Origin of the sequence: Piscinibacter sp. XHJ-5 (genome assembly GCF_029855045.1) — a bacterium.
Lineage (GTDB): Bacteria > Pseudomonadota > Gammaproteobacteria > Burkholderiales > Burkholderiaceae_C > Albitalea.
Window position 1 is genome coordinate 687432 of record NZ_CP123228.1, and the last position, 25984, is coordinate 713415.

A 25984-nucleotide genomic window follows, 5' to 3' on the forward strand; every position below is an offset into this window, starting at 1 on the left:
GCAAAAGCCGCCCGAGGGCGGCTTTTTCATGGGGTGCCTGCCGATCAGTGGATCAGCCGGTCTTCCTCGTCGACGAACAGTTCATCCAGGATGAGCGCATCGGGCTCCTCGCCCAGGCTCCAGAACACCATCAGGACGATGATCTTCAGGTCTTCGAGATCCAGCGGACCGCCGGAAATGGCGTTCGCGCGGTCGATCACCATTTCGCGCATCGGCGGTGGCAGCACGCCGGCAGATTCGAGGAAGCTGATGAAGCCGATCGACGCTTCGCCGAGGTGCTCCTGTTCCGCCTTTGAATAAACCCGCAGGCTGCTGGCCGCTTGCTCCCCGACGTAGGACTCTGCCGCGCCGGCCAGCCCGTCGAGCCAGGACAGGGCTTCCTGGATTTCTTCCGACTCGAAGCCGACTGCGGACAGTTTTCGGGTCAGCTGCGCGTGGTCGGGACAGGCGTCGGGACGCCAGTAGTTTTCGTACAGGTAAACAAGTACGTCGAACATGAACCCACTATACCCCAGACACGTCGGCCGACCACCTCAAAAGACATCGCTTGCAGCGGCGCATTGCGTGATGACGGTCAGCCTGTCGCGACCCGCTGAAACAGCTGCCCCGGCAGTCGCGCGACGTGGCCTTCGAGCTCCAGTTCGAGGAGCCGGGCGTTCAGGTCCTGTGCCGGCCATCCGGTGCGCGCGACCAGCGCGTCCAGGGTCACGGGATCGTGGCCCAGTGCCTCGAGCAGCGGATCCGCCAGGCGGTCGGCGGCACCGGATGTGCCGCCGGCGGCCGCAGGCGTGCCGCAGCCGAGCTCTTCCAGGATGTCCTGGGCGGTCTCCACCAGCTTGGCGCCCTGGCGAATGAGCGCATGGCAGCCGCGCGCTTGAGGAGCATGAATCGAGCCCGGGACGGCGAAGACCTCGCGACCCGCTTCGACGGCCAGCCGTGCCGTGATCAGCGAGCCGGATCCGAGCGCGGCTTCGACCACCAGCGTGCCGCGTGACAGGCCGGCGATGATGCGGTTGCGCAAGGGAAAGTTGTGCTGCAGCGGCGGCGTGCCGAGCGGGTACTCGCTCACGATCAGGCCCTGGTGAGCGATGCGATGGGCCAGCTCGCGATGCTGCCGGGGGTACACCCGGTCGAGTCCTGTTCCCACGACGGCTATCGTGGCCGCGGATTCGAGAAGCGCGCCCTCGTGCGCTGCCGCGTCCACACCCAGCGCGAGCCCGGACACGACCGTCAGACCTGCACGGCTCAACGTGCTCGCGAAGGCCTTCGCGTTCGAGGCGCCCTGCGGGGTCGGATTGCGGCTGCCAACGATGGCAATCGCCGGCGCGTGAAGCAGCTCGGTGCGGCCCTGTGCGTACAGCAGCAGGGGCGGGTCGGCCGTCTCCAGCAGCAGGGCCGGATAGGCAGGGTCGCCCAGCGTGATGACGTGCCGCTGCGAGTCACCTGCGAGCCACTCCCATGTGCCGTCGACCAGAGCTTCCAACCCGGGGACCTGCGCCAGGGACGCAGCGGCGCCGGATCCGACGACATGGCGTCGGGCAGCCTCAGAGGCGGCGATGACGGCGTGCGGCGAGCCGAAAGCCGCGAGCAGCTTGCGGGCGGAGTCGCGTCCGACTCGCGGCGCTTCGAGCAGCCGCAGCCATGCGACGAGCTCGTCGCGTGCGATCAAGGCTGCGTGAAGCGGTCACCCGGCTTGACCGGGTCCTTGACGGACAGGATCAGCGCGTACGACATGCGGTCGAACACCCGGAAGACGAATAGCAGGCCATGCCGCTCGTCGGGCAGCTTGATCGTCGGGCGCGACGCGTCGGTCTTGTCGATGACCCTCTCGCCGGAGCGCCAGAGCGCCAGCACGTGGCCGCGTTCCATGCCGTCGCGGGCGCCGCGGTTCAACGCCACGATCTGGTTCTGGCCAGCAGTCATCGCGTCTCCGTACAGCGACACGATCTGTCCGGCCATCGCCGACGCCGGCGCATGCGGTGCGTAGTTGGTGAACTCGCGCGGCGGCAAGGGCGCGAGCCGATCCCCGACGTTCGCTTCCTGGCGGATGCTGGTGACGGTGAAGGTCGCGGGGATGATCTCGGGCTTGCCGTCGCTCCCGGTGCGGGTCTCGCCCGGACGAACGGATTCGGTGGCACCGACATAGGCCGCTTCGTACCCCAGGATTTCGCCGGTTTGCGGATCCTTCAGCGCCTTCGGCTCGCGGAAGATGCGAAACGCGGTGCTGTTGCCCAGCTCGCCTCTCACGTACGCGGTATCGCCGCGCGACAGCAGCACGCGGCCTTCCTGGGTCGCGACGATGCGAGGTGCCAGCGCGAGCTCATTGGTCTCGAAGATCACGGCCTCGGTCAGGAACGGCTCGATCAGGTGAAACGGGATCGAGGGGATGCCGTCCGCGTCGAGCGCGGTGCCGCGTGCGCGCGGCGACAGCTTGACCGTGTTGCCGTCGACAGGCTGGCCGACGCGCAGGCGGGCCCGCCCGCCGGCTTTCTCGAGGAACAGGATCTGGCCGGGGAAGATCAGGTGCGGGTTGCGGATTTCGTCGAGGTTCATCCCCCACAGCTCGGGCCAGCGCCACGGGCTCTTCAGGAACAACCCCGAGATCGCCCACAGCGTGTCGCCGCGCTTGACGGTGTACGAATCGGGCGCGTTGGGCGCCAGTTCCGACAACGGCACGCCGGCAGAGGCAACCTGCTGTGCGGTGCCTCTTTGCTGCGGGGTGATGGGAAAATTGGGTTCTGCCGCGAGGGTCGCGCCGGCGATTGCTCCGAAGGTGATGCCGACAGCAGCCAGGCGAACGGGGTTGGCAAAACGGTTGCGACGCGTCATCAAGTTGGGGTCTCCGGACGCGACAGGTGGAGCGGCCTCTCGCGGGATAGGTTGCCGTGGGGTTGTTCCACCGGCGGCGCCTGACCAGGCCGCTCTTCGGCGAAAATTCCTCATTCAGTTTCGTAGATTCTGCCTGTAAACCCTTGATATCGCAACGAAAGTGACCCAGGGACGACTGGCGTGTGAGACCTGTCACGCGCTGTCGCGTTGCGTGGTGTCCACATGTTCCGGCGTGCCTGAGGCACGCGAAACTTCTACTTACCAATGGCCAAGCTCCACATCCTGCGTTACCCCGATCCCCGGCTGCATACCGTCGCCAAGCCGGTGAAGCAGGTGGACGAGCGCATCCGCAAGCTGGTCGACGACATGCTCGAGACGATGTACGACGCCGACGGCGTCGGGCTGGCCGCTACCCAGGTGGACGTGCACGAGCGCGTGATCGTGATCGACACCTCGGAAAGCCGTGACGACCCGCGGGTGCTGATCAATCCCGAGCTCATTGCAAAGAGCGAGGAGATGAGCTTCAGCGACGAGGGCTGCCTGTCGGTGCCGCAGATCTACGACAGGGTCAAGCGCCATGCCCGCGTCACGGTGCGCGCGCTCGATCGCGACGGCAGGGAAGTCACCTTCGACGCCGAGGGCCTGCTGTCGGTGTGCGTTCAGCACGAGATGGATCACCTCGTCGGCAAGGTGTTCGTCGAATACCTCAGCTCACTGAAGCGAGACCGCATCAAGACCAAGATGCTCAAGAAGACGCGCGACGAACAACGCGTCTGAGCCCCCCATCCGATGCGAGTCGCCTTCGCCGGCACGCCCGAATTCGCCGAAACAGCGCTTGCGCGGTTGCATGCCGCAGGTTTCACGATCCCGCTGGTGCTGACCCAGCCCGACCGCCCCGCCGGCCGTGGCATGAAGCTTCAGGCATCGCCGGTCAAGGCGTTTGCTGTCGGGCACGCGATCCCGGTCGCACAGCCGCGCAGCCTGCGCCTGGATGGCAAGCACCCGCTAGACGCCCAGGCGTCGCAACTTGCCCTGTCGCAGGCGCGTGCCGATGTGCTGGTGGTGGCGGCCTACGGCCTCCTGCTTCCGACCTGGGTGCTCGAGCTGCCGCGGCACGGCTGCATCAACATCCACGCGTCGCTGCTGCCGCGCTGGCGTGGCGCTGCGCCCATCCACCGCGCCATCGAGGCAGGCGATGCGCGCACCGGCATCACCATCATGCAGATGGATGCCGGCCTGGATACCGGCGACATGCTGCTCGCCGAAGCCATCGACATCCGCCCCGAGGACACCACCGCGACGTTGCACGACCGGCTGGCGGCGCTCGGCGGCAAGCTGGTGGTCGAGGCGCTGGAAATGCTCGGACGCGGCGCCCTCCGGCGCACGCCCCAGCCGCAAGCAGGCGTGACCTACGCGCACAAGGTGGACAAGGCCGAGGCGGCGATCGACTGGCGCCAGCCGGCCGAAGCGATCGAGCGCCGCATCCGCGCCTTCGATCCGTTCCCCGGCGCCACCACGACCCTGGATGGCGAGCCCATCAAGGTGTGGCGCGCCGAATCGGCAGCACAGGCCGGCGAGCCCGGGACTGTCCTCGAGGCGCAGGACGACCGCCTCACCGTCGCATGCGGAAGCGCCGCCCTGCGACTGCTGGAGCTGCAGCGTCCGGGCGGCAAGCGCCTGCCCGCGCGGCAGTTCCTGCAAGGAAAGCCGGGATTGGCGGGCCGCCGGCTCGGCGTCTGAGCCGTTGAACTCCGGCCGGATGGCCGCATCTCACGACACGGTTCATCCCGTTCCTGGAGCACCACCCCACCATGTTCAATCTGTTGAAGACGGCCGTCCTGATGGCGGCCATCACCGCGCTGTTCATGGCCATCGGCGCCCTGCTCGGCGGCCGCTCCGGCATGATGCTGGCCCTCGCCATCGCGGTGGCGATGAACTTCTTCAGCTACTGGTTCTCCGACAAGCTGGTCCTGCGCATGTACAACGCGCAGGAGGTCGACGAGAGCTCGGCGCCGCAGTTCTACCGGATGGTGCGCGAGCTGGCGCAGCGTGCGCAGCTGCCGATGCCGCGCGTGTACCTCATCAACGAGGACGCCCCCAACGCCTTCGCGACGGGCCGCAATCCCGAAAACGCCGCGGTCGCCGCCACCACGGGCATCTTGCGTGCGTTGTCCGACCGCGAACTGCGCGGCGTGATGGCGCATGAGCTGGCGCACGTGAAGCACCGCGACATCCTCATCAGCACCATCAGCGCGACCATGGCCGGCGCGATCGGCATGCTGGCCAACTTCGCCATGCTCTTCGGCGGCCGCGATGACGAGGGCCGCCCGACGAATCCGATCGTCAGCATCCTGGTCATGCTGCTGGCCCCGATCGCGGCCAGCCTGATCCAGATGGCCATCAGCCGCGCCCGCGAGTTCGAGGCGGACCGAGGCGGGGCCGAGATCTCCGGCGATCCGCAGGCACTGGCTTCGGCGCTGCAGAAGATCCAGCGCTATGCGCAGGGCATTCCGCTCGAGACCGCCGAACGGCATCCGGAGACGGCGCAGATGATGATCATGAACCCGCTGTCCGGCGGCGGATGGAAGGGGCTGTTCTCGACGCATCCGTCCACCGAGGAGCGGGTCGCCCGCTTGCTGGCGATGCGCTGACCATGCGGGCGCGGTGCCCTCAAGTCGCCGCGCCGGCCGCCGATATCCGGGGCAGAACTCCGCCGCCTGCCGCCATGTTCCGCCCCGCCGTTCTCATCGCCGCTTTTACCGTCACGCTGCTGTCCGGCTGCGACATGCTGGGCATCGAGTCGCCGGAAAAGGTGGCCGCCGCCCGCGAGGCCGAGGGCAAGGCCGTCGGGGGTGCCTGTCGACACGCGGGCCGCGCCATCGAAGACTGCTACACGCTCAACAAGCGCATCGACAAGGCGGCGATCTTCGCCGGCTGGCGCGACATGAACGACTACATGCGAGAGAACAAGATCGAGGCAGTACCGCCGGTGCTGATGGCCCAGGCGGCAAATCCCAAGGCCGCACCGGACGCCAAGGCCGACGCAGGCAAGGCTGCCGATCCGAAGGCGGCCGACGGTGAATCCGACAAGGCAAAGCCGAAGGGCAAGGATCACAAGGCCGCCGGCTCCTGAGCCGATGTCGCGCCTTTATCCCCGGCCAGGCCGGCCTCGTCGCGCCGAGACGCAGTCCGTCGCATGTCGCCTGACGCTGCCCGTCGCAGCGCGCACAGTGGCGGCATTGCACTGAAGACGAGGCTGCCATGAAACCTTTCCCGTTCTGCTTCTTCCGGCGATTGCTGCTCGGTGTGCTGTGTGCGGGCTTGTTGTCGGGCGGCGCCGCTGCGGCCGGCGTCACCGGTTCCGGCAAGGCGGCCAGCGAGGCGCGGCCGGTATCCGCCTTCGACACGATCGTGCTCAAGGGCGCCATGCACCTCGTGCTGCGCCAAGGCTCGAAGGAAGCGGTGGAGGTGCGCGGCGACGACAACCTGCTGCCGCTGGTCGAGACGACGGTTCGCGGCAACACCCTGGAGATCGCCACCCGGCGCGGTGCCAGCTACTCGACGCGCAATGAGCTCGTCGTGACGGTCGAGGTCGTCAGGCTGAAGGAACTGGCGCTCGCCGGCGCGGGCGACGCCGTGGGCGACCGCCTGAAGACCGGCCCGCTGAAGCTTCGCATCGAAGGCTCGGGCGACCTGCGGCTGACCGAACTCAGCGCCGACACGCTGGTGATCGACGTGGCCGGCAGCGGCGACGTCACGGTCGGCGGCCGCGCCGGCAAGCTCGACGTCTCGATCGCCGGCAGCGGCGACGTGACCACCCGCGAGCTTCAGGCCGACGACGTCAACATCAGCATCGCGGGCAGCGGCGGAGCCCGCGTCAACGCCCGCAAGACGCTGGCGGTGTCCATCGCCGGCAGCGGTGACGTCGACTACACCGGCGAAGCGGCGGTCCGGACCGCGATCGCAGGGTCCGGAAGCGTGCGCAAGCGATGAAGCGGTATGCCCGGCCCGGCAGGGTTTTCCCGGAGCTGGGACAATGACGCGATGAATTCGCTTCGCGCCGTGGTGCGCCATCCGCAGTTCCGCCACGGTGCGATCGACATGTCCGGCGTCAGCCTCGGCATCGCCGCCTGGGGTCTCGTGACCGGCGTCGCGATGGTCAAGAGCGGCTTGTCGGTCCCGCTGGCGCTGCTGATGAGCCTGACCGTGTTCGCCGGCAGCGCGCAGCTCGCTGCCGTGCCCCTGATGACCGTCGGCGCGCCGATGTGGGTCATCTGGGCCACGGCGCTGTGCGTGAATCTGCGCTTCGTCATCTTCAGCGCGCAGTGGCGCCCGTACTTCAAGCGCTTTCCGATGCGCCAGCGGCTGGCGCTGGGCTACCTCACCGCCGACCTGAACTACGTGCTCTTCATGAAGCGCTTCCAGGAACCGCGCGACGACGAGGGGCAGATCGAATACTTCCTCGGGGGCACGGCGCTGAACTGGTCGTCGTGGCAATTCCCGTCCATCGCCGGCATCCTGCTGGCCGACGTCATCCCGACCGAATGGGGCTTGGGCTTCGCCGGCGTGCTCGCCCTCCTGGGCTTGACCTACTCGATGCTCTCCGACAAGGCCACCACGTTCGCGGCGGTCGTTGCCGGCGCGGCTGCCGTGGCCGCGTTCGCACTCCCGTTCCGGCTGCACATCGTGGTGGCCATTGCAGCGGCAATCTGCGTGGGCCTGATGATCGACGGCGGCGGCGATGCCGGACGGCGCATCCGCCACGTGCTGCTCGGCAGTGACGGCAAGCGTCGCGGCGAAACGCTGGCCCCAGGCAGGAGGGTCGCCTTGTGAGCGGCGCAGAGGCAGTCGTCACCATCCTCGGTCTGGCATTGATCACGCTGGTCACGCGGTCGTTTTTCCTCATCTCGGACCGCGAGCTGGTGCTGCCCGGCTGGGTGCAGCGCGGCCTGCGCTACGCGCCGCTCGCCGCGCTGGCAGCCGTGCTGGCGCCTGAGATCCTGATGACGCAGGGCCACCTGATCGACACCTGGAAGGACCCGCGCCTGTACGCCGTGGCGGCGTCCACGGCCTACTACTTCTGGCGCCGCGGCATCCTCGGCACCATCCTCACCGGCATGGCGGTGCTGGTCCCGCTGAAGCTTGTTGTGGGCTGGTAGGCGCGCCATCTCTAGAATCGACGGGTTGCCCTTCATCCGCCGATTCCCATGAACGTCCTCCGCTTCGAAGACCTGGTCGCGCAAGGAAAAGTCGCCGGCCAGCGCGTGTTCATCCGCGCCGATCTCAACGTGCCGCTCGACGACGCCGGCCGGATCACCGAGGACACGCGCATTCGCGCATCCATCCCGTGCATCGAGATGGCGCTCAAGGCCGGCGCAGCGGTGATGGTCACTTCCCACCTCGGCCGGCCGACCGAGGGCGAGTTCAAGCCCGAGGACTCGCTGGCGCCGGTGGCACACCGCCTGGGCGAGCTGATGGGCCGCGACGTGCCGCTGGTCGCCAACTGGGTCGAGGGCGTGGAGGTGAAGCCCGGCCAGTTCGTGCTGCTCGAGAACTGCCGTGTCAACAAGGGCGAGAAGAAGAACAGCGAAGAGCTGGCGAAGAAGATGGCCGCGCTGTGCGACATCTTCGTTCACGACGCCTTCGGCACCGCGCACCGCGCGGAAGCCTCCACCTACGGCATCGCGCAGTTCGCCAAGACCGCTTGCGCGGGGCCGCTGCTCGCGGCCGAGATCGATGCCATCAGCAAGGCGCTGGCCAACCCCAAGCGTCCGCTGGCAGCCATCGTCGCCGGCAGCAAGGTCAGCACCAAGCTCACCATCCTGCAGTCGTTGGCCAGGAACGTCGATCAGCTCATCGTCGGCGGCGGCATCGCCAACACCTTCATGCTGGCCGCGGGACTGCCGATCGGCAAGTCGCTCGCCGAGCCCGGCCTGGTGGGCGATGCGAAGGCCGTCATCGACGCGATGAAGGCCCGCGGCGCGGCCGTGCCCATTCCGGTGGACGTGGTCACCGCCAAGACCTTCGCGGCGGACGCGGCGCCGACGGTCAAGGCGGCGGACCAGGTGGCCGCCGACGACCTCATCCTGGACATCGGGCCGCAGACCGCGGCGCAGCTCGCGGCCCAGCTGAAGGCCGCAGGCACCATCGTCTGGAACGGCCCGGTGGGCGTGTTCGAGTTCGACGCGTTTGCACACGGCACCGAGACCATTGCCCGCGCCATCGCCGCCTCCGACGCATTCAGCATCGCCGGCGGCGGCGACACGCTGGCGGCGATCTCGAAGTACGGCATCGAAAAGGACGTCGGCTACATCTCCACCGGCGGCGGCGCCTTCCTGGAGGTGCTCGAGGGCAAGACGCTGCCCGCGTTCGAGATCCTGCAGAAGCGAGCCCAGGCTTGAGGCGGTAACCCGCTGAAACTCGCGCCGACCATAATCGCCGCCTTCGAAGAACAGGAGACACCATGGCCCGCGCCACCAAGATCGTCGCGACCCTCGGACCCGCATCCAGCTCGCCCGAGGTGCTGACGCAGATGATCCTCGCGGGCGTCGACGTGGTCCGCCTCAACTTCTCGCACGGCAAGGCTCAGGACCACATCGACCGCGCGACCATGGTGCGCGACGTGGCGAAGAAGGCCGGCAAGGAAGTGGCCATCATGGCCGACCTGCAGGGCCCGAAGATCCGCGTCGGCAAGTTCGATGGCAACAAGACGCTGCTGGAAGTGGGCTCCAAATTCGTCCTGGACGGGGCCTTCACCGGGCTGGGCAACCAGGAGCGGGTGGGCCTCGACTACAAGGAGCTGCCGCGCGACGTGAAGCCCGGCGACACGCTGCTGCTCAACGACGGGCTGCTCAAGCTCACCGTCGACGCGGTGCGCGGCGAGGAGGTGCACACCACGGTGGTGGTCGGCGGCGAGCTGTCGAACAACAAGGGCATCAACAAGGCGGGGGGCGGTCTCACGGCGCCGGCGTTGACGGCCAAGGACATGGAAGACATCAAGACCGCGATGAGCTTCCAGTGCGAGTACCTGGCGGTCAGCTTCCCGAAGAACTCCACCGACATGGAGATGGCGCGACAGCTCGCCAACGTGGCCGGCGAGCCGTGGCGGCACAAGCCCGGGATGATCGCCAAGATCGAGCGCAGCGAGGCGATCCCCGTGCTCGAGTCGATCCTCAAGGCCAGCGACGGCATCATGGTCGCGCGCGGCGATCTGGCGGTGGAAGTGGGCAATGCGGCGGTGCCGGCGCTGCAGAAACGCATGATCCGGATGGCGCGCGAGATGGACAAGGTGGTCATCACCGCGACGCAGATGATGGAGTCGATGATCGTCAACCCGGTGCCCACGCGCGCCGAGGTCAGCGACGTCGCCAATGCGGTCCTCGATGGCACCGATGCGGTAATGCTGAGCGCCGAGACGGCGGCCGGAAAGTACCCGGTCGAGACCATCGAGCAGATGGCGGCGATCGCGCTCGAAGCCGAGCGCGCAGAGGACGTGTCGCTCGACTCGGATTTCACCAACAAGCGCTTCGGCCGCATCGACCAGTCGATCGCGATGGGCGCGCTCTTCACAGCGCATCACCTCGGCTGCAAGGCGATCCTGGCGCTCACCGAGTCGGGCTCCACCGCCCTGTGGATGAGCCGGCACAAGATCAAGGTGCCGATCTACGGCCTCACGGCGCAGCCCGTCAGTCAGCGCAAGATGGCCCTGTATCGCAACGTCTCGCCGATCCTGATGCCCAACTACGCCGACCGCGACGAGGCGCTGGCGCGAGCCGAGGCGCTGCTGGTCGACCGCGGCGTGCTCAAGCCCGGCGACACCTACGCCATCACTTGCGGCGAGCCGATGGGCTATCCCGGCGGGACCAACATGCTCAAGGTGTGCCGGGTCGCTTGACGTCGCGGGGCATGGACAATGCCGCCATGACGCTCACCGCCGCCGACATCCACGCCGCAGCCCGGCGCCTGCAGGGGCAGGTGCTGGACACGCCCTGCATGCCGTCGCGCACGCTGTCGGCCATCGCCGGCTGCGAGGTGTTCCTCAAGTTCGAAAATTTGCAGTTCACCGCGTCCTTCAAGGAGCGCGGCGCGCTGAACAAGCTGGCGCAGCTCACCGACGAGGAGCGCGCGCGCGGCGTGCTGGCGGTGTCGGCCGGCAATCACGCGCAAGGCGTGGCCTACCACGCGCAGCGCCTGGGCATTCCCGCGACCATCGTGATGCCGCGCTTCGCGCCTGCGGTGAAGGTGGAAAACACGCGCCGCTTCGGCGCCACTGTCGTGCTCCAGGGCGACACGTTCGACGACGCGCGTGCCCACGGCCTGGAGCTCGCGCAACAGCGCGGCCTCACCGTGGTCCATCCGTACGACGACCTCGCGGTGGCGGCAGGGCAGGGCACGATCGGCCTGGAGATGCTCGCCGAACAGCCGTCCATCGACACGCTGCTGGTGGCCATCGGCGGCGGCGGGCTGATCAGCGGCGTGGCGACCGCGGCGAAGTCCATCCGGCCCGAGGTGCAGGTGATCGGCGTGCAGACCGAGCGCTTCCCGGCGGTGTGGAACGCGATGCACGGCCAGCGCAACGAATGCGCGCAGGCGACGATCGCCGACGGCATCGGCGTGCGCGTGCCGGGCTCGCTGACCCTGCCGCTGATTCGCGAGCGCGTGGGCGACGTGCTGCTGGTCGGAGAGGACGACATCGAGCAGGCCATCCTGATGCTGCTCGAGATCGAGAAGACCGTCGTCGAAGGCGCGGGCGCCGTCGGCCTGGCCGCGCTGATGAGGCACCGTGCGCGCTTCCGGGAACGCAAGGTCGGCCTGATCCTCTCGGGCGGCAACATCGAGCCGCTGGTGCTGGCCGAGATCATCCAGCGCGGCATGGTGAAGTCGGGGCGCCTGGCGCGGCTGCGCTTCGACATCCGCGACGTGCCGGGCGCGCTGGCGGACGTGGCGGCGCTGCTCGGCAAGCTGGGGGCCAACATCGACGAGGTGCAGCACCAGCGCGCCTTCACGTCGCTGTCGGTGGAGCGGGCGCAGATCGAGGTGGTGGTGCACACGCGCGGCGCCGCGCACATCGACGAGATCCTCGCCGCGGCGCGCGCCCACGGCTACCACGCGGAGCGGATGAACTAGGGCCGCACGCTGGCGACCATGCTCGCCACCGCCGGCGACATGTTCACCGGCACCAGCTCGAAGCCCGGTTGCTGGGCGGCGAACACCCGGAACAGCTCATCGGCGAAGCCATGGCCGATGTGAGGCACCCCGTCGAAGTCGACCTCGGCACGGCGGAACTGGTGCAGGCGCGCCGTCACGCGTCGGGCCTGTGCCCGCGACTCCAGGCTCGCCAGCGAGGAGGTGATGAGTCGCAGCGGCACGACGGTACGGTCGAAGCTCGTGCCGGCGCCATCGGCGCTCCAGGCGCCCAGCACCGACTCGAGCGTGCGGCAAGTGTCGAGCGAGATCGCGGCGTACACCGAGGTGCCGCGGTGTTTCAAGGCGCGCTGCGGCTGCCAGGCGCCGCCCTCCCAGTGGCGACGCTGGAACGCATGTTCGTTGGCGTGCAAATCGAAGACATCGGCCAGCCGGGAGGTGAAGAACAGGCCGCGACCGGTGTGTCGTTGCGGCTGGCTGGTGAGCTTGCCCTTGCTCAGCTCCAGCATTGCCAGCGTCGGGTCTTCCAGCGCGAAGGCCTCCTTGATCTTGTCGAAGACGCCACGCCCGTCGTCGGAGACCAGCAGCTGCACCTGGGTCGGCGTCTGGCGCACCGACACCGCGACGTGGCTGCCTTCGCTGTGGTCGATCGCGTTGTTCAGCAGCTCGCAGAACGCGTGCTGCGTCATGCGCCTCACGGGGTCCGGCAACGCGAAGCAGGGCGCGAAGTCGCGCGACCAGGGCAGGTCTTCCTCGAGCCCGGCCATCGGATATCGATGCGCGACCTGGCGCAGCAAGCCCGGCGCGTGGTGCGGCTTGCGGGCTGTGCCTTTCTGCACCAGCCACTGCAGCTCCACCAGGCGCTGCAGCGCCTTGCCGGCGGTACGCCGCGACACGCCGGACTTCGCCGCGACGTGATCGGCGAGGTCGTGCGGGTGTCGCAGCGCCGCTGCGGTGATCCACAGCGTCAGCGTGTTGATGTCCAGTCGCGCCATCTCCGTACCCCGCCGTTCTCCAGGCCGTCCAGTGTGGTGCGCGCCGCCTCGCGACTGAGCCGGAAAAGCGGCGGACTTCCGGCCTAGTTCGCCGGGAGAGAGCCGGCGCGAAGTGCAAAACCCCCTTGCCCGGACGTGCCCTCGACGCCGGTGCGACGAGGTCGCGCCGATAAAATGCGGCGGTTACGGCGCGGTTACGGCCGACACTCGGCTCCTGCAGCATCGCACCGCGCAGCTCCGTCAACTCCTGGGACCACCACCATGCCACTCGTTTCCATGCGCCAGCTGCTGGACCATGCCGCCGCCAACGGCTACGGCATTCCGGCCTTCAACGTGAACAACCTCGAGCAGGTGCAGGCCGTGATGTCGGCCGCCGACGAGGTGGGTGCGCCGGTCATCCTGCAGGCCAGCGCAGGCGCCCGCAAGTACGCCGGCGAGCCCTTCATCAAGCACCTGATCCAGGCGGCGCTGGAGTCGTACCCGAACATCCCGCTGGTGATGCACCAGGACCACGGCCAGAGCCCCGATGTCTGCGAAGGCGCGATCAAGCTCGGATTCAGCTCGGTGATGATGGACGGCTCGCTGCAAGCCGACGGCAAGACGATCGCCAGCTACGACTACAACGTCGACGTCACCCGCAAGGTCGTGGAGATGGCGCACCGGCTGGGCGTCACCGTCGAGGGCGAGCTGGGCTGCCTGGGCTCGCTGGAGACCATGCGCGGGGACAAGGAAGACGGCCACGGCACCGAGGCGACCATGACGATGGACCAGCTGCTCACCGACCCCGAGCAGGCCGCCGACTTCGTCAAGCGCACGCAGCTCGATGCGCTCGCCATCGCCATCGGCACCAGCCACGGCGCCTACAAGTTCAGCCGCAAGCCGACCGGCGACATCCTCGCCATCGGCCGCATCAAGGAGATCCACAAGCGCATCCCGAACACTCACCTGGTGATGCACGGCTCCAGCAGCGTGCCGCAGGACCTGCTCGAGCAGATCCGCCAGTACGGCGGTGCGATGAAGGAAACATACGGCGTGCCGGTGTCCGAGATCCAGGAAGCCATCAAGCACGGCGTTCGCAAGATCAACATCGACACCGACATCCGCCTGGCCATGACGGGTGCGATCCGCAAGTACTTCGCCGAGAACCCCGAGAAATTCGATCCGCGCGACTACCTCAAGCCGGCGCGCGAGGCCGCCAAGCAGATCTGCAAGCAGCGCTACGTGCAGTTCGGATGCGAAGGACAGGCCGGCAAGATCAAGCCCGAGCCGCTCGCGACCATCGCGACGCGCTATGAGAAAGGCGAGCTGACGCAGCAAGTCACGGCCTGACGCTCGAGCGCGAGATGGCAGAAGGGGCGCCGCGCAGGCGCCCTTTCCTTTTGGGGCGCCAGCGATGTTTTGCCATCGTTCCCCCCAATGGGTGCTCACTACAATGACGCTCGCTGTTCCGACTCGTTGGGAGGCGCCGAACCGCGCGCCGAGAACACCATGACACACGCCTTGCTGACCTCGTCCATCACCTCGCTGCCCTTGCTCGCGCGCGGCAAGGTGCGCGACAACTACGCCGTCGGCGACGACCGCATCCTCATGCTCGCAAGCGACCGGCTCAGTGCATTCGACGTGGTCATGGGCGAGCCCATTCCCGGCAAGGGTGAACTGCTCACGCAGATGGCGCTGTTCTGGTTCGGGCACCTGCAGCACATCGTGCCCAATCACCTCACCGGCGATGATCCCGAGAGCGTCGTGCTTCCCGAAGAACGGGCCCAGGTGCGCGGCCGCTCCATGCTGGTCAAGCGGCTGAAGGGCTTGCCGATCGAGGCGGTGGTGCGCGGCTACCTCGCCGGCAGCGGCTGGAGCGAATACCGCGAGAGCCGGTCGGTGTGCGGAGTGACGCTGCCACCGGGCCTGCAGAACGCGAGCAAGCTGCCCGCGCCGATCTTCACGCCGGCCACCAAGGCCGAGATCGGCGAGCACGACGAGAACATCAGCTTCGAGCGCATGAGCGAGATCGTCGGCCCCGCGCTGGCCGCGCAGGTGCGCGACACGGCCATCCGCCTGTACACGACCGCGGCCGAGATCGCGCTGCGCAAGGGCATCATCATCGCCGACACCAAGTTCGAGTTCGGCCTGGACAGCGATGGCACCCTCACCTTGATGGACGAGGTGCTGACGCCCGATTCGTCCCGCTTCTGGCCCGTCGAGGGCTACGAGGCGGCGTTTCGCGAGGGCCGCAATCCACCCAGCTACGACAAGCAGTTCGTGCGCGACTGGCTCGAGCAGGCGACGGTGAACGGTCAGCCCTGGGGCAAGAAGGCGCCGGCGCCGCCGCTGCCGGCCGACGTCGTCGACAAGACGGCGGCCAAGTACCGCGAGGCGCTGACGAGGCTGATGTCATGACGTCAGGTGCGCGATCGCGCCTGCTGGCGCGGCTCGATGCGGCGATCGCATCGGCGTCCAACCCCATGGAGGGCGCCTGCTGCCAGGCCGAGCGTGCCGGCCTGCTGGCGCGCCTGGGGCGCTTCGACGAGGCAGCCGATGCGATCTCGCAGCTGCGCGCGCGCCACCCGACTTCGCAGAGTCCCGCGCTGACGGTGTGGATGTGCCTGGCCGAAGGCATGCTCGACCACTACCGCAGCCAGGCCGCCTCGGCGCGCGACCGTATCCATCGCGCCTATGCCTTGAGCGCGGCGGCGCGTCTGCGCCCGCTCATCGCGCTCAGTGCCGCGTGGCTGGCGCACATGGACTATGTCTACGACGACCTGCCCGGGCTCGCCCGCCACGTCGCCGAGGCGTGGCAGGAGGCCGAGCCGGAACATCACTCCGCACGCGCTCGTGCGGCGCTGGTGGCGGCGCAGGCTTATCACTGGGGTGGGCGCCTCGACCGCGCCCGGCCGTGGTACCAGCGCGCGCATGAACATGCCACGGCCGAGGGCGACGACACCACGCTGAGCGCGCTGCTGAAGAACCGCGCCTGGATCAGCGGCAATCAAGCGCGCATGGCCGCGATATTCGGCGACGGGGGAGTTGCTTCCGACGCCGCGTCGATTCGCCAGGCGCAGCTCAGCGCCGAATCGAGCGAGCACTTCGATGCGCACGTGGGACGCATGTCGCTGCGGTCGCTGGGACCGGTGATGCGGGCTCAGCTCGTGCTGGCGCAGGGCCAGTACGCCGAGGCGTTGCCGACGCTGGAGTCGTACCTGGCGCAGGCGCTTCGCGAAGGCAGCGACTACACCATGCCGGTGCTGCACTCCGACATCGCGTGGTGCTACATCCATCTGGGCCAGACGGACAAGGCGCTGGCCAGCGCGCGTGCGGCAGAGGCGAGCTTCGTGCCCGACTGCGAGGAGGAAGACCGCGCGGCCGCCCATGGCCGCCTGCGCCAGGTGTTCGCTGCGCTCAAGCTCGATGCCGAGGCTCACGCGCACGCCGAGCAAGCGGCCGCGCAGCTCAAGATCCTGCGCGAGGAGCAAGCGCGCCTGGTATCACTGCTGGACGCGGCGCTGAAGCAGGTGGTGCTCTAGGCCGGCGGCGAGCACGTCGACCGCCGATGCCGGGCAAGTCTCAGAAGAGCGCCATGCTGAGCTTGCGCCGGTACTGATCGACCAGCGGATCGGAAGGCGCCGCTGCGGTCATCTTGCCGGCCACCTCGAGCGTGCCCTTGGGCGCCGCCGCCTCTGCCTTGGCGGGCGCGGGCTTGCTCATGAGCTCGAGGATGGCGACATAGGTCTTGCGCGCCAGCTCGTCGTTCCACCCCTTGTCCCGCATGACGATCTCGAGCAGCTCGTCCATCGCCTGCGTGAAGCGCTGCGCGGCGAAGTGCAGCTGCGCGAGCTCGTAACGGGCCTCGAAGTCGCGCTTGTTCGCCGCGACTGCCTGTGCGAGCTGCTCGGGCGAGCGGGCCGAAGCTGCCTTCTCACAGGCGGCCAGCCAATGGCCGCAGGCAGCCAGGCGCGGGTCGAGAAGCATCTTGCCGGCGACCGGCTCGTATGCGCGCCGCGCGTCTTCGATGCGCCCGGCGAGCAGCAACGCACGCAGGTAGTCGTAGCGGGCGGCGTCGTTGCCGGGATTGATGGCCACCGCCTCCTGCAGCCGCTCGAGCGCGCTTTCGGTGTCACCTTCGGCCAGCAGCTCCTCGGCTTCCTGAACGCCTTCGTCGGCGGCCATCTCCTCCGGACTCGGCACGTGCTTGTCGAGGAATTTGCGGACCTCGCCTTCGGGCAACGCGCCGACGAAGCCGTCGACCGGCTGCCCACCCTTGAACAGCACGCAGAACGGAATGCTGCGCACGCCGAACATCTGGGAGAGCTGGCCGGCAATCTCGGGCTGCTCGTCCGAATTGAGCTTGGCGAGCTTGAAGCGGCCGGCGTAGGCGACCTCGAGCTTTTCGAGCACCGGACCCAGCGCTTTGCAGGGTCCGCACCACGGGGCCCAGATGTCGAGCAGCACCGGCTGCTGCATCGACGAGTTGATGAGGTCGGCTTCGAAGTTCTGCAGCGAGATGTCGATCATGGGCTTCGTTGGGGCGCCGGCGGCGGACCTGGGCAGGTGATGCCGCGCCCCTACAATTCAAGGTTCATCAAGCACTGGAGCGTTTTCGCAATGAGCCGCGCCCCCGTCGTGGTCGGTGTGGTGATGGGTTCCAGCAGCGACTGGGAAACCCTGCGCACCGCGACCGAGATTCTCGCCGAGTTCGGTATCCCTTTCGAAGCGCGTGTCGTCTCCGCCCACCGCATGCCGGACGACATGTTCGCGTATGCCGAGACGGCCGCGCAGCGCGGCCTGAAGGCCATCATTGCCGGCGCCGGCGGCGCTGCCCATCTGCCCGGCATGCTGGCCGCAAAGACGACGGTGCCGGTGCTCGGCGTGCCTGTCGCGAGCCGCCATCTGCAAGGCGTCGACTCGCTGCATTCCATCGTCCAGATGCCCAAAGGCATCCCGGTCGCCACGTTCGCGATCGGCGCCTCGGGCGCGGCCAACGCGGCGCTGTTCGCGGTGGCCATGCTGGCCAACGAAGACGCGCAGCTGCGCGGCCAGCTCGAGGCCTATCGCGCGCGCCAGACCGAGGCGGCGCGTGCGATGTCGGCCGAGCTGAAATGAGCCGCTCCTTCATCGAGCCCGGGGCCACGCTGGGCGTGATGGGTGGCGGCCAACTCGGACGCATGTTCGTGCACGCGGCGCAGCAGATGGGCTACTTCACTGCCGTTCTCGATGCCGATCCGGCCAGCCCGGCCGGCCTGGTGGCGCACCACCATGTCCGCAGCGGCTACCTCGACGAACCCGGCCTGGCGCGGCTGGTGGAACTCAGTGCGGCGATCACCACCGAGTTCGAGAATGTCCCGGCGGCGGCGTTGCAGTCGCTGGCTGCGCATCGCCCCGTCGCGCCGGACGCGGCGGCAGTGGCCATCTGCCAGGACCGAGCCGCAGAGAAGGCGCACTTCGCCGCCCACGGTGTGCCTTGCGCGCCCCACGCGGTGATCGAGACCTCGCAGCAGGTCGCCGCCGTGAGCGACGACCTGCTGCCGGGCATCCTCAAGACATCGCGACTCGGCTATGACGCCAAGGGCCAGCATCGCGTGAACACGCGCGCCGAGCTCGCCGCTGCGTGGCAGGCGCTGCAGCAGGCGCCCTGCGTGCTGGAGAAGCGGCTCCCGCTGGCCTACGAGGTGAGCGTCATCGTCGCCCGAAGCGCGGGCGGCCAAGTGGTGCACTTTCCCCTGCAGCAGAACCTGCACCGCGACGGCATCCTCGCAGTCACGCAGGTGCCGTCCCCCGATCTCACGCCGGATGTGCAGCAGCGTGCGGTCGAAGCGGCCGAGCGCATCGCGGCCGGCATCGGCTATGTCGGCGTGCTGTGCGTGGAGTTCTTCGTCCTGGCCGACGGCAGCGTGGTCGCCAACGAGATGGCGCCGCGCCCCCACAACTCGGGCCACTACAGCCTCGACGCTTGCGACGTGTCGCAGTTCGACCTGCAGGTGCGCGCGATGACCGGCGCGCCGCTGGTCGCGCCGCGGCTGCATTCGGCTGCCGTCATGCTCAACCTGCTCGGCGACCTCTGGTTCCGCAAAGGCGACCAGGAGGCGGCGCCGCCGTGGCGCGACGTGCTCGCGCTGCCCGGCGCCCATCTGCACCTGTACGGCAAGCTGACGGCGCGGCGCGGCCGCAAGATGGGGCACCTCACGCTCACCGCCGCGACGCCGGCCGAGGCGCGCGAGACGGCCCTGCGGGCCTGCGCCCTGCTCGGGCTGGCGCCGTTCTGAGGTCGACGTGCGACTGGACGCCAGCGATCAGCACGTCGTCGAGCGCGCAGCGGCGGCCCTCGCTTCGGGCGAGCTGGTCGCCTTTCCGACCGAGACGGTCTACGGGCTGGGCGCACGCGCAGACGACGATGCCGCAGTGACCAAGGTGTTCGAAGCCAAGGGTCGCCCGGCCGATCATCCGCTGATCGTGCACGTGGCCGATGCCGAAGGCGGACGGACGTTCGCGGCCCAGGTTCCGCCCGTCGCCGTGCGACTGGTCGCGGCGTTCTGGCCGGGACCGCTGACGATCATCGTGCCGCGTGCCGCGGGTGTCGGCACCGCCGCGGCCGGCGGCCAGGCCACGATCGGACTGCGCTGCCCGTCGCATCCGGTGGCGCGCTCGCTGCTGCAGGCGGCGCGTCAGGCCGGCGTGCCGGGCATCGCCGCCCCGAGCGCCAATCGCTTCGGACGCCTCAGTCCGACCACCGCCGAGCACGTCGTCGCCGAATTCGGCGATTCGCTGATGGTCCTCGACGGCGGCGCCTGCGAGGTTGGCATCGAATCGACCATCGTCGATTGCTCGCGCGGGCATCCGGTGCTGCTGCGACCCGGCGTCCTGACGCGCGCGCAGATCGAAGCGGCGGCCGGCGAGCCGCTGCGCGATCCCGATGCCGCCGCGCCGCGCGCTTCGGGCACGCTGGAAGCGCATTACGCGCCGCGTGCGCCGCTGCGGCTCATGCCCACGCCGCAGCTTCACACGGCTTTGCAATTGCTCGGCCCGGCGCCTCTGAGGCTGGCGGTATATTCGAGACCCCTGCCTGTCGGCACGGGATCGGGCGTGCGCCACCGCGTGATGCCCGAGCGGGCCGCCGAAGCGGCCCATGAGCTGTTTTCCGTGTTGCGCGCGTTCGATGACGAGGGCGTCCAACTCATCTGGGTCGAAGAGCCGCCGTCCACTCCCGACTGGGAAGGCGTGCGCGATCGCTTGCGCCGCGCCGCGGCGTCGTGACCTTCGATCCTCCTGCATGCGAACTGGAGATGCGAATGAGTGGGTGGGGTAAGGCTTGGGCGCTGCGTTGGATCGGCGTGCTGGCGGGCGCGCTGATGGTGGCCGCGTGCGGTGGCGGCGAGCAGGTCGAGAAATTCGTGCCGGGACGGGTGCTGGCCTTCGGCGACGAGAACAGCATCATCGAAAGCGACGGGCGCAAGTACACGATCAACTTCCTCGCCGCGCCGACAACCGAGGTGCCGTCGCCCTCCATCGACTGCAAGGAGCTGCAGATCTGGGTGCAGATCCTGGCCAACAGCTATTCGGTGCCGTTTCCGCAGTGCCCGGTCACCGGCATCACGACGTCGCCGAGCCGCATCCTCGCCACGGTAGGCGCCACGGTCGCCACCGTGGCGACGCAGATCGACAACTTCCTGCTGACCGACAGCTTCGCCGGCACCGACCTCGTGACCATCATGGTGGGCACGCAAGACGTCCTGGAGCTGTACAGCGCCGTGGAAGCCGGCACGATGACGATCGACCAGGCAGCCCTCGAGGCGGAAGCCCGGGGCACCAAGCTCGCGGAGCACGTCAATCGCATCGCCCAGGCGGGTGCCAAGGTGCTCATCTCGACCATTCCCGACGTGGGGCTGACGCCGTTCGGCCGTGACACCAGCACTCGAGCCACCCGCACGGCCGAAGTGAGTCGCCTCAGCGATCGCCTCAACTCCAAGGCCCGCGTGGGCCTCATCAACGACGGCCGCATGATCGGCCTGGTGCTGACGGACCAGTCGTTCGACCTGAGCGTCAAGGCCGCACAGGTCAACACCAGCGACCCGGCATGCGACGACCTGCACCTGGCAGACGTGCGCACCTGCACCAGCCAGACGCTGCGCACGAAGGATGGCGTCGCGGCGACGGCAACGAGCTATCTATGGGCGGACAACCTGCACATGTCTCCCGCGGGGCACACGAGCGCCGGCACGCTGGCGGTGCAGCGCGCCGTGAACAATCCGTTCTAACCCTCGCGCCGGTTAGGCAGCGCTCCCGAGGATCGAGGCGGGTTTCCCCGCTGCGGGACGGCGTGGAGCGGCCCCTATAGTGAAGCCCGAAAAAGCGAACGAACGTTCGCTTTTTTCACGACAGATTCACAAGGGGCATGCATGAAACAGATCAGATCATGGGCTTGGTCGGCCACCATCGCGGCGCTGTTGCTGGCGGCGTGCGGCGGCGGCGACCCCGAGGTACCCGGCACCGGTTCGCCTGCGGGTGCACCAACCACCAAGGGAACGTTCACCTCGGTCGTGTCGTTCGGCGACAGCCTCAGCGATGTCGGCACCTATGCGCCGGCCACCTCGCTGACCGGCAACGGCCTGGCGCCGTATTTCGGCGGCAAGTTCACCACCAACAGCGCCACCGGCACGGTCTGGGTGGAGAACCTCGCGACCTCGCTGGGTCTGCTGGTCACGCCGGCCATGGTGGGTTTCGGCACGAGCTCGGTGCCTTGCCCCGCGGCGCAGAACCCGGCACTCGCGGGCACCTGCACCGCCTACGGCCAGGGCGGCGCGCGGGTCACCAATCCCAACGGCATCGGCAAGACGGGCGGCGCGCTGACCGTGCCGGTGGTCACGCAGATCGCCAACCACCTGTCGCGTTTCGGCAGCTTCAAGGACTCGGACCTCATCCTGGTCTACGCCGGCAACAACGACGCGCTCATCCAGTTCAGCACCTTCGCCACCAAGGCGGCGCAGGCGCAGGCCGCCTTCACCGCCGGGCAGATCACCCAGGACCAGCTCAACGGTGCGCTGTTCCAGGCGCAGACCGAAGCGCAGGCGGAGATGAAGCTGGCGGCGCAGGAACTCGCCGGCTATGTGCGCAGCGAGATCCTGGCCCACGGCGGCAAGTACGTCGCGGTGATGCTGCTCAGCGACATCGTGGACACGCCGTTCGGGCAATCGCTGCCGGCCTCCGCGCGCCCGGTGCTGACCGACCTGTCGCGCATCTTCAACCTCTGGCTGCGCGAAGGGCTCACGGGGCAGCCGGTGCAGCTGATCGACACCTTCACGCTGTTCAAGGAGGCGTACACGAACCCGTCGCAGTTCGGCATCGCCAACAACACCGTGCCCGCGTGCGACCCGGCGAAGATCAGCGCGATCACCAGCGGCGCGGTGACCGACGGCTCCTCGCTGTTCTGCAACAGCACGGTCGGCGCGCCGTACAACGGACTGCGCACCGGCGCGGACGTCAACACGTGGCAGTTCGCCGACGGCGTGCATCCGACGACGGGCGGGCACAAGCTGCTCAGCGACACCTTCAGGGCGCAGCTCGCCGCCTTCGGCTGGCTGTGAAGCGCACCACTGCAACAGGAGAAATCGAATGAGAACCAGACTTCCCGCGCTCGCAGTGGCCCTGGCCGCGCTGCTGGCAACCGGCGCTGCCGCCGCGCAGGAGACGAGCTTCAAGCAGAACGTCGCGAAGTTCGGCCTGAGCGACTACACGACGAACTCCAAGACCAACGGCGTCTCGGGCATCGGCGTGCCGCCGGGCGCCGACGCCGAGACCGGCGACGCCACCACCGTGATTGCCGTCTACGAGCGTCTGATCACGCCCAACCTGGGCGTGGAGCTGGTGCTGGGCGTGCCCCCGCGCATCAAGGCCGACGCCAAGGGATCGGTGGCTTTTCTCGGCAGCGACATCCTCTCGGCGCGCAATGTCTCGCCGACGCTGCTGGTGCTCTACCACTTCGGCCAGCCGGGCGACAGGTTCCGTCCGTCGCTCGGCGCCGGCATCAACTACACCAAGTTCACCGACATCAAGTCGAGGCTCGCCCCCAAGGTGGAGATGAGCGACTCCACCGGCTGGGCGGTGCAGGCCGGTCTCGACTACGCGCTGACCAAGGAGTGGGGACTGTTCGCGAGCGTGGCCGCGCTGCAGGTGAAGAGCAAGGTGGTCGCTTCCGGCACGACGGTGCTGACGAGCGAGATCGACTTCCGCCCGGTCGTCTACTCGTTCGGCGCGTCGTACAAGTTCTGAGGCGGCGCTTCGTCGCGACATGCACAAGGCCCCGCCGCGGCGGGGCCTTGTCTTTGCGGCTCACTGATCGTTCAGCCGCTCGGGACGTCCGTCGGACGCGGTCCATTGCACCAGCGCTTCGATGGCCGCGCGGGCCCCATGCGGCTGCGGATGATTGACGATCGCGACGAGCACGTAGCGCTTGCCGCTGGTCGACAGCACGTACCCGGCCACGCCGGTCACATCGCGCAAGGACCCGCTCTTCAGGTGTGCACGGCCCAGATTGGCGCGTGTGCGCAGCATGGTGCCGTCGGTGCCGGTCACCGGCAGCGAGCTCATCAGCTCCGACATGGCCGGGCCGCTCCACATGCTCTGCAGCAGCCGCGCGAGAAGCAGCGCCGTGGTGCGCGACTGGCGCGACAAGCCGGAGCCGTTGTCGATCACCGTGCCGTGCGCGGCCGCGCCGAAACGCGTGACCAGCCACTGCTGCAGCACCTCGCGCGCCGTGTCGGGCGTGCCGGTTCCACGCTGCGTCTGCGCGAGCGTCAGGAACAGCTGCTGAGCCATCACGTTGTTGCTGTACTTGTTGATGTCGCGCACCAGTTCGGCGAGCGGCGGCGAGACCAGCGAGAAGCTCGGCGGCACGGCCGGCGACGCATCGTCGCGCACGACGCCGGTGATCGTGCCGCCCATCTCGCGCCACAAGCCGATCAGCAGGCGTTCGTTGTAGCTCTTCGGATCGGCGTAGGCGATCGGCCACTGGCGCTCGCCGCATGCGAGCGGATAGCCGCCGGTGAAGCGCAGCCGCGACGGATCGGTGAAGTCGGCCCTCAGCGCCGCGCGCCAGTCGTCGCAAGGCGCCGACGAGAGCGGCACGGTGTTGTCGGCGCGCACCCCGGCAAGCGCAGGCTCGACGACGATGCTCGCGACGCCACGCGCCGGATCGGGAGTGAGCGTGATCACCAGCGAGCGGTAGTTGAGCAGCAGCGCATCGGCTTGCACGTTGTGCGGGCGCAGCGGTTCGCCGTCGAAGTCGCCCGGATTCGCCTCGGTGTAGGCGAACGCGCTGCGGTCGAGGACGATGTCGCCGCGAATCTCGCGCACCCCGAGCTGCTGCACCCGTCGCAGCAGCAGCCAGACGCGCTCGATGACGAGCTTGGGATCGCCCGTGCCCTTGATGACGAGATTGCCTTCCAGCACGCCGTCGCGGATCGTGCCCTGCAGCCAAACGGGGGTCACCCAGGTCCATGCCGGTCCCAGCATCTCGAGCGCGGCGCCGGTCGTGACGAGCTTCATCAACGATGCGGCATTGACCGGACGGTCGGGCTGCCACGACAGTCGCGGGCGGCTGGCGCCCACTTCCTGCACGACCGCGACGAAGGCGTCGCGCGGCACCTTGGCGCGCTCCAGCGCGACCTCGACTTCCGCGGGCAGCGTTCGGGACGCGGCTGCCAGCGGCGAGATCAGCAGTGCGACGCACGCGGCAAAAGCTGCGAAAAGGCGCATCGTGGCTGGCATGCATGGATGATCGCACGCGGCGCCGGCCCTAAACTTGCCGCATGAAGACCCTGCTCGCCTTCGACACCGCCACCGAGAGGATGAGCATCGCGCTCGCCGCGGGCGGCGAAGTGCGCGTGCACGAAGCCGCGGGTGGTGCGCAGGCCTCGGCCGCACTCATCCCCGCCATTGTCGAGCTGCTTGGCAAGGCCGGCGTGGCGCTGGAGCAGGTCGATGCGATTGCGTTCGGTCGCGGGCCGGGCGCATTCACCGGCCTGCGCACCGCATGTTCGGTGGCCCAGGGACTGGCCTTCGGCGCGGGCAAGCCTGTGCTGCCGGTGGACACGCTGCTCACGGTGGCCGAGGACGCGCGCGTCGGCGAGCATGCGCAGCGCTGGTGGATCGCGATGGACGCCCGCATGGACGAGATCTACGCCGCTCACTACGCCTTCGATCACGGACGCTGGAGCACGCTGGTGGCGCCGATGCTGGTCACGCCCGACATGCTGAACGAACGCTGGCGAGCCGAGCCTGCGCAGGCTGTCGCCGGCTCGGCGCTGGCGGTGTTCGGCGAGCGCCTGCGCACCGGCGGCGCGAGGCGCAACCCCGAGGCCGCGCCGCATGCGCGCGCCATGCTGCCGCTCGCGCAGAGGCTCTGGGAAGACGGCGGGGCGGTCGACGCCGCGCAGGCCTTGCCACTGTACGTGCGCGACAAGGTGGCGCAGACCACCACGGAGCGCGATGCCGCGCGCCTGGCAAGGCAGCCCGACATGCCCGAGGGCGCACGATGAACGCGGTGCTGCGCAACGAGCATCGCCTGATGCCCATGACGGTGGCCGACCTGAATGCCGTCGTCGCGATCGAAGCCGCGGCTTACGACTTTCCCTGGACGCGCGGCAACTTCATCGACTCGCTGGCCGCCGGCTACCTGGCGCGCGTGCTTCGCGACGCAAGCGGCCATGTCGCCGGCTACTTCGTCGCGATGAAGGGCGTCGACGAGATGCACCTGCTGAACCTGACGGTCGCGCCGGTGGAGCAAGGACGTGGACATGCGCGCCGCATGCTCGACGAGCTCGTGATGCTGTGCGAATCGACGCACGCTCGCCAGCTCTGGCTCGAGGTGCGCGAGAGCAACGAGCGCGCGCGCCGGCTGTACCTGCGCTACGGATTTCGCTACATCGGCGTGCGTCGCGGCTACTACCCGGCGCTGCACGGTCGGCGCGAGGACGCATCGGTGATGAGTCTGGGGATCGCGGGGGACGACGGCGATGTGGACTGAGCGG

Annotated in this window: 27 protein-coding genes; 21 read left to right on the forward strand and 6 right to left on the reverse strand. The window is 68.6% G+C overall.

Annotated features, from left to right (window positions below; genetic code table 11):
* Nucleotides 1–44 precede the first annotated feature (44 nt).
* The 3 genes from P7V53_RS03245 to P7V53_RS03255 all read right to left on the reverse strand — a co-directional run bounded on the left by P7V53_RS03245 (nt 45) and on the right by P7V53_RS03255 (nt 2943).
* Nucleotides 45–497 carry a DUF494 domain-containing protein gene (locus tag P7V53_RS03245; RefSeq protein ID WP_280154041.1) on the reverse strand — a complete coding sequence of 151 codons (453 nt, stop codon included), beginning with the start codon at nt 495–497 and terminating at the stop codon, nt 45–47.
* A 77-nt stretch (nt 498–574) separates the two neighbouring features.
* Nucleotides 575–1666 (reverse strand): DNA-processing protein DprA, encoded by a 1092-nt coding sequence (gene dprA / locus P7V53_RS03250; RefSeq protein ID WP_280156421.1) that lies wholly within the window; start codon nt 1664–1666, stop codon nt 575–577.
* Nucleotides 1666–2943, reverse strand: coding sequence for a LysM domain-containing protein (locus P7V53_RS03255; protein ID WP_280154042.1), 1278 nt, complete (start codon nt 2941–2943; stop codon nt 1666–1668). The genes dprA and P7V53_RS03255 overlap by 1 nt, the downstream gene beginning before the upstream one ends.
* A gap of 150 nt (nt 2944–3093) precedes the next feature.
* Here P7V53_RS03255 and def point away from each other — a divergent pair, with 150 nt between their 5' ends.
* The 10 genes from def to P7V53_RS03305 all read left to right on the forward strand — a co-directional run bounded on the left by def (nt 3094) and on the right by P7V53_RS03305 (nt 11955).
* A complete protein-coding gene (def, locus tag P7V53_RS03260; protein WP_280154043.1) occupies nt 3094–3606 on the forward strand; it encodes a peptide deformylase in 513 nt (170 codons plus the stop codon).
* A 12-nt stretch (nt 3607–3618) separates the two neighbouring features.
* Nucleotides 3619–4569 (forward strand): methionyl-tRNA formyltransferase, encoded by a 951-nt coding sequence (fmt, locus tag P7V53_RS03265; RefSeq protein ID WP_280154044.1) that lies wholly within the window; start codon nt 3619–3621, stop codon nt 4567–4569.
* 71 nt (nt 4570–4640) lie between these two features.
* On the forward strand, nt 4641–5480 hold the full coding sequence (gene htpX, locus P7V53_RS03270; RefSeq protein WP_280154045.1) for a zinc metalloprotease HtpX: 840 nt from the start codon (nt 4641–4643) through the stop codon (nt 5478–5480).
* 74 nt (nt 5481–5554) lie between these two features.
* Nucleotides 5555–5962: a hypothetical protein gene (locus P7V53_RS03275; protein WP_280154046.1), complete on the forward strand. Its 408-nt coding sequence runs from the start codon at nt 5555–5557 to the stop codon at nt 5960–5962.
* Between the two features lie 128 nt (nt 5963–6090).
* Nucleotides 6091–6822, forward strand: a complete 732-nt coding sequence (locus P7V53_RS03280; RefSeq protein WP_280154047.1) for a head GIN domain-containing protein — start codon at nt 6091–6093, stop codon at nt 6820–6822.
* Nucleotides 6823–6873: 51 nt separating this feature from the next.
* A complete protein-coding gene (locus P7V53_RS03285; protein ID WP_280154048.1) occupies nt 6874–7662 on the forward strand; it encodes an AzlC family ABC transporter permease in 789 nt (262 codons plus the stop codon).
* A complete protein-coding gene (locus P7V53_RS03290; protein ID WP_280154049.1) occupies nt 7659–7988 on the forward strand; it encodes an AzlD domain-containing protein in 330 nt (109 codons plus the stop codon). Before P7V53_RS03285 ends, P7V53_RS03290 begins: the two co-directional genes overlap by 4 nt.
* Before the next feature lie 48 nt (nt 7989–8036).
* Nucleotides 8037–9230, forward strand: a complete 1194-nt coding sequence (locus P7V53_RS03295; RefSeq protein ID WP_280154050.1) for a phosphoglycerate kinase — start codon at nt 8037–8039, stop codon at nt 9228–9230.
* A 62-nt stretch (nt 9231–9292) separates the two neighbouring features.
* Nucleotides 9293–10723, forward strand: a complete 1431-nt coding sequence (pyk, locus tag P7V53_RS03300) for a pyruvate kinase (protein WP_280154051.1) — start codon at nt 9293–9295, stop codon at nt 10721–10723.
* Nucleotides 10724–10749: 26 nt separating this feature from the next.
* Nucleotides 10750–11955: a threonine ammonia-lyase gene (locus tag P7V53_RS03305; RefSeq protein WP_280154052.1), complete on the forward strand. Its 1206-nt coding sequence runs from the start codon at nt 10750–10752 to the stop codon at nt 11953–11955.
* On the opposite strand, the gene P7V53_RS03310 is transcribed toward P7V53_RS03305, so the two are convergent.
* The gene (locus P7V53_RS03310) at nt 11952–12968 is read right to left on the reverse strand and encodes a DUF4325 domain-containing protein (protein ID WP_280154053.1); all 1017 of its coding nucleotides are present in this window, start codon (nt 12966–12968) and stop codon (nt 11952–11954) included. The two genes, P7V53_RS03305 and P7V53_RS03310, sit on opposite strands and share 4 nt — an antisense overlap.
* A 261-nt stretch (nt 12969–13229) precedes the next feature.
* On the opposite strand from P7V53_RS03310, the gene fba reads away from it, so the two are divergent.
* From fba to P7V53_RS03325, 3 genes are all read left to right on the forward strand, one after another.
* Nucleotides 13230–14297 carry a class II fructose-bisphosphate aldolase gene (gene fba / locus P7V53_RS03315; protein WP_280154054.1) on the forward strand — a complete coding sequence of 356 codons (1068 nt, stop codon included), beginning with the start codon at nt 13230–13232 and terminating at the stop codon, nt 14295–14297.
* Between the two features lie 159 nt (nt 14298–14456).
* Nucleotides 14457–15365, forward strand: coding sequence for a phosphoribosylaminoimidazolesuccinocarboxamide synthase (locus P7V53_RS03320; protein ID WP_280154055.1), 909 nt, complete (start codon nt 14457–14459; stop codon nt 15363–15365).
* Entirely contained in the window at nt 15362–16489 is a 1128-nt protein-coding gene (locus P7V53_RS03325; protein WP_280154056.1) for a tetratricopeptide repeat protein, read from the forward strand. Before P7V53_RS03320 ends, P7V53_RS03325 begins: the two co-directional genes overlap by 4 nt.
* Before the next feature lie 40 nt (nt 16490–16529).
* Here P7V53_RS03325 and P7V53_RS03330 read toward each other — a convergent pair whose 3' ends face one another.
* Nucleotides 16530–17477 (reverse strand): co-chaperone YbbN, encoded by a 948-nt coding sequence (locus P7V53_RS03330; RefSeq protein WP_280154057.1) that lies wholly within the window; start codon nt 17475–17477, stop codon nt 16530–16532.
* 90 nt (nt 17478–17567) lie between these two features.
* Here P7V53_RS03330 and purE point away from each other — a divergent pair, with 90 nt between their 5' ends.
* From purE to P7V53_RS03360, 6 genes are all read left to right on the forward strand, one after another.
* On the forward strand, nt 17568–18065 hold the full coding sequence (gene purE / locus P7V53_RS03335; RefSeq protein WP_280154058.1) for a 5-(carboxyamino)imidazole ribonucleotide mutase: 498 nt from the start codon (nt 17568–17570) through the stop codon (nt 18063–18065).
* Nucleotides 18062–19225 carry a 5-(carboxyamino)imidazole ribonucleotide synthase gene (locus P7V53_RS03340; protein ID WP_280154059.1) on the forward strand — a complete coding sequence of 388 codons (1164 nt, stop codon included), beginning with the start codon at nt 18062–18064 and terminating at the stop codon, nt 19223–19225. Before purE ends, P7V53_RS03340 begins: the two co-directional genes overlap by 4 nt.
* 7 nt (nt 19226–19232) lie before the next feature.
* A complete protein-coding gene (locus tag P7V53_RS03345) occupies nt 19233–20213 on the forward strand; it encodes an L-threonylcarbamoyladenylate synthase (RefSeq protein WP_280154060.1) in 981 nt (326 codons plus the stop codon).
* A 35-nt stretch (nt 20214–20248) separates the two neighbouring features.
* Nucleotides 20249–21214 carry an SGNH/GDSL hydrolase family protein gene (locus P7V53_RS03350; protein ID WP_280154061.1) on the forward strand — a complete coding sequence of 322 codons (966 nt, stop codon included), beginning with the start codon at nt 20249–20251 and terminating at the stop codon, nt 21212–21214.
* A gap of 141 nt (nt 21215–21355) precedes the next feature.
* Entirely contained in the window at nt 21356–22540 is a 1185-nt protein-coding gene (locus tag P7V53_RS03355; protein WP_280154062.1) for an SGNH/GDSL hydrolase family protein, read from the forward strand.
* Nucleotides 22541–22568: 28 nt separating this feature from the next.
* On the forward strand, nt 22569–23225 hold the full coding sequence (locus tag P7V53_RS03360) for an OmpW family outer membrane protein (RefSeq protein ID WP_280154063.1): 657 nt from the start codon (nt 22569–22571) through the stop codon (nt 23223–23225).
* Nucleotides 23226–23285: 60 nt separating this feature from the next.
* Here the strand turns inward: P7V53_RS03360 and dacB are convergent, their stop codons facing one another.
* A complete protein-coding gene (gene dacB, locus P7V53_RS03365) occupies nt 23286–24722 on the reverse strand; it encodes a D-alanyl-D-alanine carboxypeptidase/D-alanyl-D-alanine-endopeptidase (protein ID WP_280154064.1) in 1437 nt (478 codons plus the stop codon).
* A gap of 41 nt (nt 24723–24763) precedes the next feature.
* On the opposite strand from dacB, the gene tsaB reads away from it, so the two are divergent.
* Nucleotides 24764–25492, forward strand: coding sequence for a tRNA (adenosine(37)-N6)-threonylcarbamoyltransferase complex dimerization subunit type 1 TsaB (tsaB, locus tag P7V53_RS03370; protein WP_280154065.1), 729 nt, complete (start codon nt 24764–24766; stop codon nt 25490–25492).
* A complete protein-coding gene (gene rimI, locus P7V53_RS03375) occupies nt 25489–25980 on the forward strand; it encodes a ribosomal protein S18-alanine N-acetyltransferase (protein ID WP_280154066.1) in 492 nt (163 codons plus the stop codon). Before tsaB ends, rimI begins: the two co-directional genes overlap by 4 nt.
* Nucleotides 25981–25984: the final 4 nt, after the last annotated feature.

Excerpts from the sequence above, each read along its gene's own strand:
- P7V53_RS03350 (WP_280154061.1), top strand. The coding sequence starts at position 20,249 with ATGAGTGGGTGGGGTAAGGCTTGGGCGCTGCGTTGGATCGGCGTGCTG.
- P7V53_RS03355 (WP_280154062.1), top strand. The coding sequence starts at position 21,356 with ATGAAACAGATCAGATCATGGGCTTGGTCGGCCACCATCGCGGCGCTG.
- P7V53_RS03330 (WP_280154057.1), bottom strand. The coding sequence starts at position 17,477 with ATGATCGACATCTCGCTGCAGAACTTCGAAGCCGACCTCATCAACTCG.
- P7V53_RS03255 (WP_280154042.1), bottom strand. The coding sequence starts at position 2,943 with ATGAGGAATTTTCGCCGAAGAGCGGCCTGGTCAGGCGCCGCCGGTGGA.
- fba (WP_280154054.1), top strand. The coding sequence starts at position 13,230 with ATGCCACTCGTTTCCATGCGCCAGCTGCTGGACCATGCCGCCGCCAAC.
- P7V53_RS03295 (WP_280154050.1), top strand. The coding sequence starts at position 8,037 with ATGAACGTCCTCCGCTTCGAAGACCTGGTCGCGCAAGGAAAAGTCGCC.
- P7V53_RS03245 (WP_280154041.1), bottom strand. The coding sequence starts at position 497 with ATGTTCGACGTACTTGTTTACCTGTACGAAAACTACTGGCGTCCCGAC.
- tsaB (WP_280154065.1), top strand. The coding sequence starts at position 24,764 with ATGAAGACCCTGCTCGCCTTCGACACCGCCACCGAGAGGATGAGCATC.
- rimI (WP_280154066.1), top strand. The coding sequence starts at position 25,489 with ATGAACGCGGTGCTGCGCAACGAGCATCGCCTGATGCCCATGACGGTG.
- P7V53_RS03280 (WP_280154047.1), top strand. The coding sequence starts at position 6,091 with ATGAAACCTTTCCCGTTCTGCTTCTTCCGGCGATTGCTGCTCGGTGTG.
- def (WP_280154043.1), top strand. The coding sequence starts at position 3,094 with ATGGCCAAGCTCCACATCCTGCGTTACCCCGATCCCCGGCTGCATACC.
- pyk (WP_280154051.1), top strand. The coding sequence starts at position 9,293 with ATGGCCCGCGCCACCAAGATCGTCGCGACCCTCGGACCCGCATCCAGC.
- htpX (WP_280154045.1), top strand. The coding sequence starts at position 4,641 with ATGTTCAATCTGTTGAAGACGGCCGTCCTGATGGCGGCCATCACCGCG.
- P7V53_RS03360 (WP_280154063.1), top strand. The coding sequence starts at position 22,569 with ATGAGAACCAGACTTCCCGCGCTCGCAGTGGCCCTGGCCGCGCTGCTG.
- P7V53_RS03285 (WP_280154048.1), top strand. The coding sequence starts at position 6,874 with ATGAATTCGCTTCGCGCCGTGGTGCGCCATCCGCAGTTCCGCCACGGT.
- P7V53_RS03275 (WP_280154046.1), top strand. The coding sequence starts at position 5,555 with ATGTTCCGCCCCGCCGTTCTCATCGCCGCTTTTACCGTCACGCTGCTG.
- P7V53_RS03325 (WP_280154056.1), top strand. The coding sequence starts at position 15,362 with ATGACGTCAGGTGCGCGATCGCGCCTGCTGGCGCGGCTCGATGCGGCG.
- P7V53_RS03305 (WP_280154052.1), top strand. The coding sequence starts at position 10,750 with ATGACGCTCACCGCCGCCGACATCCACGCCGCAGCCCGGCGCCTGCAG.
- purE (WP_280154058.1), top strand. The coding sequence starts at position 17,568 with ATGAGCCGCGCCCCCGTCGTGGTCGGTGTGGTGATGGGTTCCAGCAGC.
- dacB (WP_280154064.1), bottom strand. The coding sequence starts at position 24,722 with ATGCCAGCCACGATGCGCCTTTTCGCAGCTTTTGCCGCGTGCGTCGCA.
- P7V53_RS03340 (WP_280154059.1), top strand. The coding sequence starts at position 18,062 with ATGAGCCGCTCCTTCATCGAGCCCGGGGCCACGCTGGGCGTGATGGGT.
- P7V53_RS03320 (WP_280154055.1), top strand. The coding sequence starts at position 14,457 with ATGACACACGCCTTGCTGACCTCGTCCATCACCTCGCTGCCCTTGCTC.
- fmt (WP_280154044.1), top strand. The coding sequence starts at position 3,619 with ATGCGAGTCGCCTTCGCCGGCACGCCCGAATTCGCCGAAACAGCGCTT.
- P7V53_RS03310 (WP_280154053.1), bottom strand. The coding sequence starts at position 12,968 with ATGGCGCGACTGGACATCAACACGCTGACGCTGTGGATCACCGCAGCG.